The organism is Flavobacterium chungangense LMG 26729 (genome assembly GCF_000735715.2).
GTDB classification, from domain to species: Bacteria; Bacteroidota; Bacteroidia; order Flavobacteriales; family Flavobacteriaceae; genus Flavobacterium; species Flavobacterium chungangense.
Genome location: NZ_JASY01000010.1, coordinates 47,278 through 61,507 on the forward strand (window position 1 = coordinate 47,278; position 14,230 = coordinate 61,507).

Annotated in this window: 10 protein-coding genes; 7 read left to right on the top strand and 3 right to left on the bottom strand. The window is 33.8% G+C overall.

Annotation, left to right across the window (positions count from 1 at the left end; translation table 11 throughout):
- Positions 1-380: 380 nt before the first annotated feature.
- Positions 381-2,159, bottom strand: coding sequence for an aromatic amino acid hydroxylase (locus JE46_RS16740; protein WP_031456427.1), 1,779 nt, complete (start codon positions 2,157-2,159; stop codon positions 381-383).
- 494 nt (positions 2,160-2,653) lie between these two features.
- Between JE46_RS16740 and JE46_RS16745 the strand changes: the two genes are divergently transcribed.
- A complete protein-coding gene (locus tag JE46_RS16745) occupies positions 2,654-3,148 on the top strand; it encodes a PaaI family thioesterase (RefSeq protein ID WP_031456428.1) in 495 nt (164 codons plus the stop codon).
- 350 nt (positions 3,149-3,498) lie between these two features.
- Here JE46_RS16745 and JE46_RS24075 read toward each other — a convergent pair whose 3' ends face one another.
- Together JE46_RS24075 and JE46_RS16750 are read right to left on the bottom strand one after the other, a co-directional pair.
- Positions 3,499-3,651 carry a hypothetical protein gene (locus JE46_RS24075; protein WP_157505938.1) on the bottom strand — a complete coding sequence of 51 codons (153 nt, stop codon included), beginning with the start codon at positions 3,649-3,651 and terminating at the stop codon, positions 3,499-3,501.
- A gap of 124 nt (positions 3,652-3,775) precedes the next feature.
- Positions 3,776-4,360, bottom strand: coding sequence for a TetR/AcrR family transcriptional regulator (locus JE46_RS16750; protein WP_031456429.1), 585 nt, complete (start codon positions 4,358-4,360; stop codon positions 3,776-3,778).
- Between the two features lie 393 nt (positions 4,361-4,753).
- On the opposite strand from JE46_RS16750, the gene JE46_RS16755 reads away from it, so the two are divergent.
- The 6 genes from JE46_RS16755 to JE46_RS16780 all read left to right on the top strand — a co-directional run bounded on the left by JE46_RS16755 (position 4,754) and on the right by JE46_RS16780 (position 14,153).
- A complete protein-coding gene (locus JE46_RS16755) occupies positions 4,754-5,323 on the top strand; it encodes an RNA polymerase sigma factor (RefSeq protein ID WP_031456430.1) in 570 nt (189 codons plus the stop codon).
- 168 nt (positions 5,324-5,491) lie between these two features.
- Positions 5,492-6,673 (top strand): FecR family protein, encoded by a 1,182-nt coding sequence (locus JE46_RS16760; RefSeq protein WP_051872908.1) that lies wholly within the window; start codon positions 5,492-5,494, stop codon positions 6,671-6,673.
- A gap of 193 nt (positions 6,674-6,866) precedes the next feature.
- On the top strand, positions 6,867-10,049 hold the full coding sequence (locus JE46_RS16765; protein WP_051872909.1) for a SusC/RagA family TonB-linked outer membrane protein: 3,183 nt from the start codon (positions 6,867-6,869) through the stop codon (positions 10,047-10,049).
- Positions 10,050-10,071: 22 nt separating this feature from the next.
- Entirely contained in the window at positions 10,072-11,481 is a 1,410-nt protein-coding gene (locus JE46_RS16770) for a RagB/SusD family nutrient uptake outer membrane protein (protein ID WP_031456433.1), read from the top strand.
- 38 nt (positions 11,482-11,519) lie between these two features.
- Positions 11,520-12,899: a TlpA family protein disulfide reductase gene (locus tag JE46_RS16775; protein WP_031456434.1), complete on the top strand. Its 1,380-nt coding sequence runs from the start codon at positions 11,520-11,522 to the stop codon at positions 12,897-12,899.
- Between the two features lie 135 nt (positions 12,900-13,034).
- Complete coding sequence (locus JE46_RS16780; RefSeq protein ID WP_051872911.1) at positions 13,035-14,153, top strand: TlpA disulfide reductase family protein; 1,119 nt, start codon at positions 13,035-13,037, stop codon at positions 14,151-14,153.
- Positions 14,154-14,230 lie beyond the last annotated feature (77 nt).

Genomic DNA, 14,230 nt, shown 5'->3' on the forward strand with positions numbered 1-14,230 from the left:
TTATAATATGCGGATCGGGCATTCTGTACCTTTTGTCACATTCGATAAAGGAAATCAAAAAATGATCAATAGCACACTTGATTTATATCAATTAAATGGCTCTTTTTGATAAACTGCTTCCTAAAAAATAGATAAAATTCTTAGGGAAGCAGTTTTTATGATGCTTTTCAGCAGCGCACATTTATTTTAATTCCTATGCCGGCAGTTAAATAAAATGGTAGAAATTATTCGAACAAAATGGTAAAGCTATTGACTATCCTTCAAGGACAGCCTTTGACAGCAGATCATAACAGTTACAAATAATGAAAATAACCCTGGTTTCAAATTTTCATCACTAAACATTCTGAAAATAAAATCTAATCACAGAATGAAAGATGCTGTTACACCCAATATGGACTGCCATTGAAAATCAAATCTAATCCGCCGGTAATCAAGTGCGCTATCTCTGGGCGCTTACTTTTTAAATGGTAGAGATGAAATAAAATTTCATCTAAAAGCTGCTTATCATTCAAATCTCTCAACAATTCAATAATTTCTACAGCAAGCAGCCAGTCATTGGGATGCTTGTCTTTGAGTACATTAAATATTGCTTCAAGATCGGTTAAACAGCTCGAAACGTCAACTGCTTTACTGCTTCGAACTCTTTTAACTTTTGCATATAAATCTTCCAACTCATTTCCTTCCTCGGTCTTTTGGCTCTTAATCGTTTTGGTTGCAGGGACTGTGCATATCAAATCAAAACTGCTGTTATCAGCCGGTCCGGAAAATGCTGAAACAATTTTTTTACCTACCGCCATATCATAAATCCCCCAATCGGGCTGAAACAAAACATTTTTTTCATTCGTAACTGTGCAATTTCTAAAACTGATGAGAATAATTTTTCCGTGAACGTTCCTTGTTCCCGTTATTATTTCGCCCTGGACAATGATATTGCCTTCAAATTCCAGTTTTACAATTTCATTCTCAACTATATTATACGCTTTAAGATCCTTTGGGCTCATATCCTCAATTGCCAAATTAATACCTTTTAATTTACCTACAGGACTGCCAAAACCATCAGAATGAGTTAATTTTCCATGCCCTACCAACTCTTTTTCACGATAAGACAGCGCCGTTTCACCAGTGGTGTTAAAGTAAACTGGTTTACCGTCCTGTGCCAGAACGCTGGTAAAAGTGCCTGAAATCTGCAGACCTGTAGTTAACTCAATTGTACCTACAGCACTGGAGCTTATAAGCTTATTAATTCCTGAAAGCCCGCCAGTTCTCAAAGCCATTTTATCGGCAAATTCTTCTAATACATAACTTAAGTGGGAGAAGTCAGGAGTAACATAGAGCTGCGGCTGTAATGTTGTGATATCAAAACTTTGATAAGCAGCAGAAATATCGTAGGGAATTTTCTTTACATTCTCACTCATGCACAATGCGCTTTCCCCAATTGATGAAAGAAGTCCAGCTCCATAAATCTTAGGATTTTCAACAGAACCTATCAGGCCATACTCAACTGTCCACCAATGCAGGTTTCGGATTTGTGCCATTTCAGATAATTCACCCATATTATTTTGAAGCTCCGCTACTGCCCTCTCTGCATCATCAATCTTTTCCTGAGAGGTTCCTTCAGCTTCTTTCAAAATGGAAAGCAGGCGAATAGCCTCATACATCTGATAATCCTTATGTGACGAGATAGCTTTAGACCCAATTTCCCCAAATCGTCTCAAATATTCAGCATATTCAGGGTTGGCAATTATCGGAGCATGACCCGCACCCTCATGAATTATGTCAGGAGCCGGCGTATATTCAATATGCTCCAATTGCCTGATATCAGATTCAATAACCAATACCTTATAAGCTTGAAATTCCATAAATGCATTGGGAGGAATAAAGCCGTCAACCGCTACTGCTGCCCAGCCTATCTCGGCAAGAATTCGGTTCATTCCATACATACTTGGAATGGAATCTGTCTCGATGCCCGTTTTTTGCAAACCTTCCAGATAAGAATAGTGAGCAACTTTTGACAGATAATCTACATTCTTCCGCATAACATAACGCCACACAGCCTGGTTAACTGCTGTGTAATCGCTGTAATTCTGTGGTTTTATAAATTGTCTTAAATGTTTTGGAAGTTTTTCAATTAATGGATTCTCCTCTATCAATGAATTCATATAATGTTCTTTATTAAATTATGAGATTTTATTAAAAAATCAATTTCCTCAAGCCATTTATAAAAAAGCGAGCAGCAGAGTAAAGTGAACTTTGAGATAATTATTTTAAACGCTCCGCTTTAAGCTTGGAAATGAAGATAAATCTTACAAAAAATACTTACTAAGTCAATAACAGCTTTTAATCCTCACAGTTTATATCTGTCCTTTAAATATATCCATCATTTTTCTACTGAAGTGGAAAGCAGGTTTAAAAATAATATAATCTAATATTACTGAGTGTGTCTTTAGTCACAGTTACATCCTTATTTATTGTCTCTAAAATATTTATGTCAAAATATTTTATCTTAGTAAAGTTCAGATTCTGCATTTTTTTTATAAAATATACCGATTGGTATATTTATTTTATATTTTTACATCAGATTTCTTGTTTCCAGAATAACCATTTGGAATAACACGCAAACAGAACAAAATCCATATAATTAAAATAAAAGATTATGAGCGAGACAAAAAAAACAAGAACTTTCGAATGGGCAAATCCTTTAGAAACTGCTGAAAAAGCAAAAGCAATGTCGGGATACGATTTTTTGAACGGCATCTTAAAAGGAACGATTTCACGACCTCCAATAGCTGCCGCTTTGGAATTTAATCCACTGGCTGTGGAAGAAGGAAAAGTAACGTTTGAATTTGAGCCGCAGGAATACCACTATAATCCAATAGGCAGTGTGCATGGAGGGGTAATTTCTACGTTATTGGATACTGCTATGGGCTGCGCTTTACATTCTAAATTGCCGCAAGGAACAGCATATACCACCTTGGAGCTAAAGGTTAATTTCACTAAGGCTGTAACTGACAGGTGCGGGAAAATGAAAGCCGAGGGACGTATCATTCATCTAGGAAAAAGTATAGCGCTTGTTGAAGCTGATCTTAAAGATGACCAAGGAAAGTTATATGCACATAGTGTATCAACCTGTATGATTTTAAAATTCTAAAAACATTAAAAAGTTATGCGACTTATTATAATTTTCTAAGTAAAATCTCTGACAGTATTTAAAAACAAAGTATACTACAAGCCTTGATTTAGCGGGTCTGCACTCACGAACAAATATCAAGTCTGTCTACTTAAATATCTCTGTCACATTTAAAAAGGTTATCTTTATGAAAATTAAAAACAATAAAAATCTTGGAAGTATTTTCCAGAATCAATAAAAAAGTGCGGTTCAGTAAACCGCACTTTAATTTTCAAAAGTTAATCAACAGTCCCATGAGGTGCTATGTTACTGCAAAAACTTTTTAAAAATAGTCGTTGCGGTATGTCAATCGAATCGGAAAGTATTATTCATTACATATTCTTGTGTGGTTTGTACCGATTTCCTTTTAAGTATATTCTTTCACTCAGCATTTTAAGATGAACCAGCATCGGTTTTACCAAAATTCTAAACTGAATTCCCGAGAAGAGCAATTGAACCCAGTCCAGCCATAACCCTCTTATCATATTTCTAAATTTTAGATTCTAATTTCAACTTTATGTATTTTGATGCCATGCACATTGAGTTCTCATATCTAAATCAACACCTCTTAAAAATATACTGAACAGTATTGATTAGTACCAAAATAAATCAAAGGCTGTTGATTAAAATGCGTAGATGTCCTGTCACACTTTTAGTATGTCGGTCGTCATCCATGAGTTTGGCTATCATAACTGCTCCTTCAATAATAGCCAGAATAATGAAAGCTGTCTCTTCAGCGTTATGAACAGCTTTGAATTCTCCCCTTTTCTGCCCTTCTTCTATCAGCCCTGCTATTGTATTTTTCCAATTTAGAAAAGCCTTTTTGACATGAAGTTTAAGAACAGGGTTGGTGTCATCGGCCTCAATCGAAGTATTTAGTATAGGACAGCCACCTTCAATAAAGCCATCACTGTAAAAACAATCATATATATCTGCGTATACTAACAATTTTTGGCGGTAACTATTTTTCTCATCCATTTCTGATTTGAAACGATGACTCATTTTTCGTACATTATACCTAAAAGCTTCCAGCGCCACTTCATCCTTATTCTCAAAATTACCGTATATACTGCCTTTTGTCAATCCAGTAGCCTGAATCAGATCCGTAAGAGAGGTTCCTGCATATCCTAGTTTGTTAAAAATGGGAGCACTTTTCTCTATGATAAACTGACGTGTTTGTTCTGCTTTGCCCATTATTTTAGTTTTGACAACAAATATATACCGTTTAGTATATTTTTACAAGCCATTTTATATTAATTAAGCTTAGTGTTCAATATATATCAGTATATATTCATCGAGTCTAAAACAAATCTATTACTAATTATCCTATCTGCTCTGAGAAAATTAAAAGCTTTAACTGTAATTTATCTGACTTTAATTTTAAACTTATAATCTGGACGTATTTTATAAATCATTATAATTTACAGTGCATATAGGGTTTTTTATTTATGAATTGATATAAATTTTACTTATATGAATGATTTTTCTACAAATTCTTAAAAAGAAAATTTATCTCATTGCATTAAATATAAAAAGTAATATTATTGTTAACTTTTGGTTAAATTGCACCAATATTTGTCAACCAAAATGATTATTACTGACGCCGAAATACTTGAACGCCTAAAAAAAGGGGATAAAAAGGCATTAACAATACTTTATGATAGTTATTGGAAACCTTTGTTTTCCTCCTCCTATCTTTTACTTAAAGATAGAGAATTATGCGAAGAAATTATACAGGATATATTTATTGAAATTTGGAACAGACGTTCTGATCTTCAAATTAAAGTTTCTTTCAAAAGTTATTTATATGCCAGTGTACGCTACAAAGTTTTTGCAGAATTTAGAAAAAACAAACCTGAAAGGGTTGAGTTGTACGACGATATCAACGCAAGGTTTCAGTATGCTACACCGGAAACCCGAATGATTCACGAAGAGTTGGAACAGCATGTTAGACTTGTTGTGGAAAACCTGCCTGAAAAATGCCAATTAGTGTTTAAACTAAGCAGAAATGAGCAGCTGAGCCATAAACAAATTGCAGAGCAGTTAGGCATATCTACCAAAACGGTGGAAAATCACATTACCAATGCATTAAAGATTTTGCGAGATTCACTAGGAAATGCACTTGCAATAGAAATTATACTTCATTTTCTGCGCTAATCGTTACATTATACGTAAATAAAAAATTAGCAATGAATTCGGTAATTATCTATAAATAATTTACTACAATCAACCCTTTTAATATAAAATTATCCTCAAATTAAAAAAAAGTTTACTTTTTTTTAGGGGACACACCTTTTTACATACACTCTATTAATATACACTATAATGAAAAAACAAAAATCAATGGATACTAACTATAACAAACAGGATTTTCAAGAATTGATTGAAAAGTATCTGGATGGTAAAATATCTTTAGAAGAGGTCAAACTGCTTGTCAACTATTACCATAGTTTTAAGCTTGAAAATGACTGGGTGGATGAACTTGGCGCAGAGGAACCCATTAAGCACAGAATGCTGATAAATATTTTGGAGGCAATTCAGGATGAAGAACCTCAAGAATCAAAAATTATCAGCCTGCTTAAAAGCAATATTTTTAAATATGGTGCTGCGGCGGCTATTTTACTTTTTGTTTTTTTTAATGCAGTTTACAATTCAAATAGCTTACAAGTACAGAAACCAGCTCAAACAAGTGTTGCAAACAATACAATTCAAATTGGTTCAAACAAGGCTACTTTAACCACAGAGGACGGAACAGAGATCATCCTTGAAAAAGGAAAATCATATTCATCAAAGAATCTGTCAAGCAATGGCGAGAAGTTGCTTTACAATGAAACAGAGAAGTCTGCAAAAGCAATAGTGTATAATTATTTGACCATTCCAAGGGGCGGTGAGTTTTTTGTGAAACTAGCCGATGGTACCCAAGTCTGGTTAAATTCAGAATCTAAACTTAAGTTTCCTGTTTCATTTATTGAGGGCGAAACAAGAAAAGTAGAATTGGTGTATGGCGAAGCCTATTTTGAAGTCACACCGAGCACAGCACATCGCGGCGCAAAATTTCAGGTACTAACTGGGATCCAGGAAATAGAAGTAATAGGAACTCAGTTTAATGTACAAGCTTATAAAGATGACAAGCTCATCAAGACTTCCCTTGTAGAAGGTAAAGTTAATGTGAAAAATAATTCCATTGAAAAAAATCTAAAACCAGGCCAGGCATCTTATCTATCTCTTGATTCTGGAAAAATAACAGTCAGCGATGTTGATATTGAAAATACCATTGCGTGGAAAAAGGGGTATTTTATGTTTAATAATGAGTCATTGGAAAGTATGACAAACATACTGTCTCGCTGGTATAATGTCGTTTTTATTTTTGAGAATGAAAAAAAGAAACATATCCGTTTTACGGGAGTGTTAAAGAGATCGGATAATATTCAAAAATTATTAAATAAGCTGGAAAAAACGAACGAAGCTTTTTTTCAAATACAGAACAATCAAATAACAATCAAATAACAATTAAACAAAGAGCAAATGAGGATAAAATAAAAAGGGGAGTTAGCTAAAAACCGTCCAAAGCCAAAGCTAAATCTCCCCCCTGAAGTAGAATTAATTAAAACGAATAATTAACTAAACCATCTGTAAAACTATGAAATTTTTACAAAAAAAACTATTTGCATTTATTAGCAAGAACTTATTAAATGGAATTATGAAAATACTCATTTTAGTATCGTGTCTTACCCTATTTGGTTTTTCTCCCAATAGTGGCTTTACACAAGCCATTAAAGTTGAAAAAACGAAGACAATTACTGTACAAGAACTATTTCAACTAATTAAAGGAGAAACAGGTTATGAGTTTATTTTTAGAAATGATTTAATACAAAATGCCCCCACAGTTTATGTTACAAAAGGGACTTTCAGTATGAGTTATTTATTAGAAACTGCTTTGGCGCCAATTGATTGTGCGTATGAGTTATCTGAGGGTACAATTATAGTAAAGAAACAACTAAAACAAAAAAAGCTAGACGCTCCGATCAAAATCACAGGAAAAGTTACGGATAGAAACGGAATTCCATTATCTGGTGTAACCATTATGATAAAAGGCAGTTCAGTAGGTGCATTTTCAGATGCAAATGGTAATTATTCTATTGTTGTTCCAACTTCAAATGATACTTTGGAATTTTATTATTTAGGTTTTAAAACGTTTAGTATAGTTGTGGGAAGGCAAAGTACTATTGATGTACAATTGTTTGAAGATGCTTTAGAACTTGATGAAACAGTAATAATTGGTTATGGATCTTCCAGAAAAAGAGACCTTACAGGATCGATAAGCTCTATCAAAGCAGAAAATATTAGTAGTCAGCCGGCAGCTAATCCATTGCAGGCAATGGCTGGCAGAATGGCTAGTGTAAACGTCGAACAGGCTAATGGATTACCTGGCAGTTCTGTCAATATCCAGATTAGAGGCCGCAATTCATTGCAATCCGGATCTCAGCCTTTGTACATAATTGATGGGGTCCCTTTCAACAATGATGCAATTAATAAATTTAGTCTGATAGCTGCTAATGGAAATATTAGCCCTTTTAGCAATATTAATCCTGCTGATATAGATCGAATTGATGTATTGAAGGATGCTGATGCAACTGCAATTTATGGTGCTCGTGGGGCAAATGGTGTAGTACTTATTACAACGAAACGTGGCCAGACAGGAAAAGCTAAATTAGATATCAATGTATATTCAGGCTTTGGTAAAGTTAGTCGTTTTGTTCCTATGCTAAACACAGCGCAATATCTGGAACTTAGAAATGAAGCATTTGCAAATGACGGAGTGACTCCGGATGAGTATAATGCTCCGGATTTACTGCTTTATGATCAAAAAGCCTATACTGATTTTCAGAAGTTAATGATGGGAGGGTCGGCACCAGTAAACAATATACAAGGAACTCTTTCAGGTGGAAATGACAATGTAAAATATCTGGCAAGTGTTGGTTATAGAAATGAAGGAACTGTTTTTCCGGAAGATTTTGCTTCTAAGCGTATTTCTACCAGAATGAATCTTGATTATACCTCTACTGATAAAAAGTTTTTGGCCACATTTTCAGCAGCATTCTCAAAGGATATTACAAATCTACCTACTATAGACGTAAGTAGTTCTTATAGTTTACCGCCAAATTATCCACTTTATAATGAAGACGGTTCGTTTTTTTGGGATTACGCTCAAATGAATCCATTAGCGCAGTTAAAACAAAAGTACGAGGGAATTACTAATACTCTGATTGGAAATGCGGTGCTTACTTATAATCCCATTAATGACCTCTCGATTAAAACACGAATTGGCTATAACGAAACCAATTTAGATCAAAAAGCAGCCTTTCCATTAAACTCTTTACCTCCTTATTACCTGGCAAGTTATGCACAATTTGGTGGTAGTAAAACTACTAATTATGTGTTAGAGCCAACTATTGACTATTCATTTAATAAAAATGACTGGTCTTTAAAAGCACTAGCAGGTGCTTCATGGCAGACAAATGATTCAAATGGACATTTTATACAAGCAGATAATTATAGCAGTGATGCATTACTGTTTTCTATGATGGCAGCAGGATTACTTACACCAATATATGAAGATGTTTCAAGTTATAATTTTACGTCTTTGTTTGGAAGACTAACCTATGATTATGGTCAAAAATATTTTCTTAACCTAAATTATCGCAGGGATGGTTCGTCTAAGTTTGGTGCAAATAATCGCTTCGGAAACTTCGGTTCCATAGGAGGAGCCTGGGTTTTTAGTCAAGAATCATTTTTAGCAGACAACGCTTCTTTCTTAAGTTTTGGAAAATTAAGAATCAGCTACGGGGTAACAGGAAATGACCAAATACAAAATTATCTTTATTTGCCGCTTTACAAACCTGGAAACAATTACGATGGCAGTGCTTCTTTGACTGTGACAAATTTTGAAAACCCAAATATACAATGGGAGTCAACCAGAAAATTCGAACTTGGATTAGATTTCGGTTTTTTTAAGGATAAGTTAAATGCTACTTTTAATTATTATAATAACAGGTCTGATAATCAAATTGTATACACTCAGTTACCTACACAATCTGGATTTATTAGGTACCAGAATAATATAGATGCCTTAATCGAAAATACAGGTTTTGAGTGTGAACTATCATCAAAAAACATTACGACGGATAATTTTAGCTGGACTAGTAATTTCAATATTACCGTTCCTAAAAGTAAGCTTATATCCTATCCAGGATTACCTGAAAACAGCACACAATACAAAATTGGCAGACCAGTACCTTATATAGTGCTGTATGACTATGCAGGTATTGATCCGGAAACTGGCGCAGCAATTTATAATGGTGATGATCCGTATTCCCCTAATTTTAAAGAAGTAAATATTGGTACCCCTTTTTATGGAGGTATTAGTAATTCTCTAAGTTACAAAAATTGGTCAATGGATTTTCTATTCAGGTTTTCACATTCACGAGGAGCTACAACTAAGTTGAGTCAGTATAAAGGTGATTCAGCATTAGGAAATATGATCAATGAGCCAACTTCTGTTTTAGACAGATGGAGACAGCCCGGTGACCAAAACACACGTTTCCCCGGAGCTACAACAACATATGGTACAGACATCTATAATGGTTATGACTACTACTCTTATTCTTCGGCTAACTATGGAGACATCTCTTACATTCAGTTACAATCAGCAAATTTATCTTATAACCTTCCTAAAGCTTATACAGACAAGATAAAAATGAACTCTTTTTCTATTTATATGCAGGGACAAAACTTGTTTAGCTTAGAGAAATCAAAATACAGATTTGCAGGTACTATGCCTCCCTTACGAACTATTGTTTTCGGTATTAACTGTTCATTATAATCAAAAAAAAATATTTATTATTATGAAAAATTATTTAAAAAATATAGCATTCAAGTCTGTTTTTTGCACTTTTTCCCTGGTAACTTTCTTCTTGGTTTTTACTTCTTGTGATGACTTTGTAGATGTTGGAGCACCAGAAACACAAGTTGGTATGGACTTCGTATTTTCGAACGATGCAACGGCTACCGGTTCTATTTTGGGACTCTATGACGCTGTTAAAAATAATTTAACACCAATGTACAGCGGTGTTTTAGGTACAAGTTCAGATGAGCTGGAAACCTCTTTTCCTTTTTCTTATGGAGAGTTTGCTTCTAACGAAATTTCTGTAAACAGTTATACATTGAGGTACAACATATGGATGCCTTCGTACGCAGTTATAATGCAAAGCAATTTAGCCATTAAAGGTTTGACAGAATCCACTACTTTAACTCCTTCCGTTAAAAATCAGCTTTTAGGTGAAGCTAAATTTATGCGTGCATTTGTTAACTTTTATCTGGTAAACACCTTTGGAGACATTCCCCTTCCGCTAGGTTCTAATGTAATTGAAAATGCCGAACTTCCCCGAACACCCTCTGCTGAAGTTTGGATACAAATTACGAAAGATCTTATCGAAGCTCAGGAGTTGTTGGGAGAAAACTACCCGTCAACATCTTTTAGAACACGAATCAATAAATCGGTCGCTAATGCTTTTCTTGCCAGAGTATATTTATATCAAAAAGATTGGCTAAATGCTGAGATAGAAGCCACGAAACTAATCACTAACGCAAATTATGAATTAGTTGACTTAAGCAATAAATTTTTAAATAGCAGCAATGAAACCATATTGCAGTTTCACAATGTAAGAGGTATTTCAAATCTGGGTTTTATTTATCAAAAAAAACCGGGATATATTCCTGATTTTTATTTAGCCAATACGATGGCTGATTCTTTTGAAGACAATGATTTGAGAAAAAGTGTATGGACAAAAGAAATCACTATAGGTTCTATGTCATACAGCACCATTTATAAATATCAGGATATAGAGAATAATGGTGATGAGTACGATGTTGTACTGCGTTTAGCAGAACAATATTTGATAAGAGCTGAAGCTCGCGCACATCTTAATAATATTGATGGTGCCAGCGGTGCCCTAGCCGACTTAAATGTTATTAGGGATAAAGCCGGTTTAGATGGTTTGTCTGGATTAAACCAAGCTCAAACTTTACTTGCTGTTGAAAATGAGCGAAAGTTTGAATTATTTGGCGAGTGGGGACATCGCTGGTTTGACTTGAAACGTACACCAAGTTTAAACAATTCTGCCTTAACAAGAGCAGATGATGTAATTTCTGTTATCAAAGACACATGGAAATCTACATCTGTACTCTATCCAATTCCAGCCGAGGAAAGAAGGCTCAACACGAATCTTACTCAAAATCCCGGATACGAATTTTAGTTTATATCGTTTCGCAGTAAAATTTCATATAAATAAGAATGAAAAAATATATAGTAGTTGTAATGTTAACTTTGTTTTGGTCCTGTAAAAATGAGACTGATACGAAAGTGTATACCATTCTGTCTGGAAAAATAAAAAACAGTACGGCAAAAGATTTTTCTGTAATGTCCAGCGGTGGTTTTTCTAAAAAAATTAAAATAAAAAATAATGGCAGTTTTGCGGATACTCTTGATATTGATACGGGAGTTTATAATCTATATACCGATCAAAATTTCACTCCCATCTATTTTAAAAAAGGAGCAAATGTGGGTCTTGTAATTGATGAAAAAAATGCGGATTCTCCTTTTGTTTTTTCAGGAGACGAAGCCGATTTGAATAATTACTATGCCAGTAAAACAAAAAAAGAAACTTCTTTCTCTGCAAACGACAATAAACTTTTTTCTCTGCCGGAAGCTGCTTTTGTAGATCAAATAAACAGTCATCAGAAAGAATTAGAGAAAAATTTGGATACTTATAAAAATATTCCAGAGGAAATAAAAAAAAGTGAGCTGCGTTCGTTGAATTACAATAGGTTACTTAAAAAACTGATTTACAAAAATACAAACACTAATAATAATGTTGTAACTCAAACTTCTAAAGACTTTAACAAAGAAATAATTGATATTAACCTTAATAGTGGTGATGATTATTTTTACTCTTCGGATTATAGAGGTATTGTAAATCAGATTGTTTATGAGAAAGCTCAAGAAATTAGCACAAAAGATGAAGTATTCTATTTTCAGGCATTTGTAAGAGCAAGCGGTGAGATTACCAATGAAAAAGTAAAAAATGAACTGCTATATTCAAACATCTTATCAAGCCTTCCTGCCAGTACTACTAAAAAAATCGATTTAGATAAATTTTTAAGTCTGTCTACTAATAAAAAGCACCATAAAGAAGTAAAAGAACTCTATAATACGGTTGCTAAATTAGATAAAGGAAAGCCATCACCGGTATTCAAAAACTACGAAAACTTTGACGGCAGCACAACATCCTTAAATCATTTAAGAGGCAAATATGTCTATATTGATGTGTGGGCAACCTGGTGCGGACCATGCAAACGAGAAATACCATATTTGAAGAAATTTGAAAAACAATATGAAGGTAAAAACATTGTATTTGTCAGTATTTCTGTAGATGCTCAAAAGGATAAGCAGAAGTGGAAAGAAATGGTGAAAAAGAATGCACTCAAAGGTATTCAATTGATAACTGATAATGAATTCAATACCGAATTTATCAAAGGGTATCAAATTACGGGAATTCCCAGATTTATAATTTTAGATCCTAAAGGAAATATTATAGATGCAAATGCAATAAGACCTTCAGACGAGGTAAACTTAAAAGCATTTTTTGATAAATTAAATCTGGCAAGCTTGTAATAGGATTTTTTTCTTTCAATGTTGTTAAATAAGATGATAGAATAGGATTTATTTAACCACAATACTTAAATAGAATTAAAAATAAAACTTCCCGATTCGGTTTTCGATAGGGAAGTTTCAAAAATCAAACAAAAAATGAAAAAATTAATTTTGTCAGGTCTTGCAGTAGCCGCAACAATAGTTTCGTGCTCAAATAAAGAAGAAGGTTATACTATAAACGGAAAATTTGCCGATATAAAGGAAGGCACCGTTTATTTAGAATTTACCGATGGAGATAAGACAATTACAGATTCTACTCAAATTAAAGACGGAAACTTTACATTCAAGGGAAAATTAGAGGAGCCTTTACTTTACTCTATAAAACTAAATAAAGCACAAAATGGAGCTCAATTTTTATTGGACAATGAAGATATAACTTTCGAAGCCAAAAAAGATTCCCTGTTTTTTGCAAAAGTATCGGGTGCTACCCAGGATTCTATTTACAAATCTTTTTATGAAAATGAATATAAAAAGATTGCAGCATTAATGGAACCTTATTACAAAACAGATGACTCTTTGACCCAGAGCGGAAAAGTAAAATTGACTCCCTCTCAAGAAATTATGTTGAACAAACGCTGGGAAAATATCCGAAAGTTTGTCGATGATGTAACAGGAAAATTTATTGTCTCTCACAAAGACAAACTAGCTGCAGCCTTGATTATTAATGAAAGAGTGGCTACTTCCGGATCACCAGAGAAAGTAAAAAAATACTATGATGTTCTGACTCCTGAAATTCAAAAATCCTTTTATGGCAAAAAAATAAAAAATACCATTGAAATTAATGAAAAAACGGCAGTTGGAGTAATGGCTCCCCTATTTTCTCAAGCTGACGTAAGTGGGAAAATAGTAAAATTATCTGATTATAAAGGAAAATATGTCTTAGTAGATTTTTGGGCTTCCTGGTGTGGTCCTTGTCGGGAAGAAAATCCTAATGTAGTTTTGGCTTACAATACCTATCATGATAAAGGCTTTGAAATTTTGGGAGTGTCTCTGGATGACAGAAAGAAGGATTGGGAAAAAGCCATTGAAAAAGATGGTCTTACCTGGACTCATGTTTCTGACTTGAAAGGCTGGGAGAATGAAGTAGCTGGTTTATACGGTGTAAACGCAGTTCCAACAAATTACTTAATCGGACCTGATGGAAAAATAGTCGCTAAAAATCTTCGAAAAGCAGAATTGCAGTCTAAACTGAAAGAAATTTTTAATAAATCGTAATTAATTCTTCTATAAAATATGAAACGATTATTACTGTAATAATCGTTTCATAAAATAACAACAAACTTCACAATCAA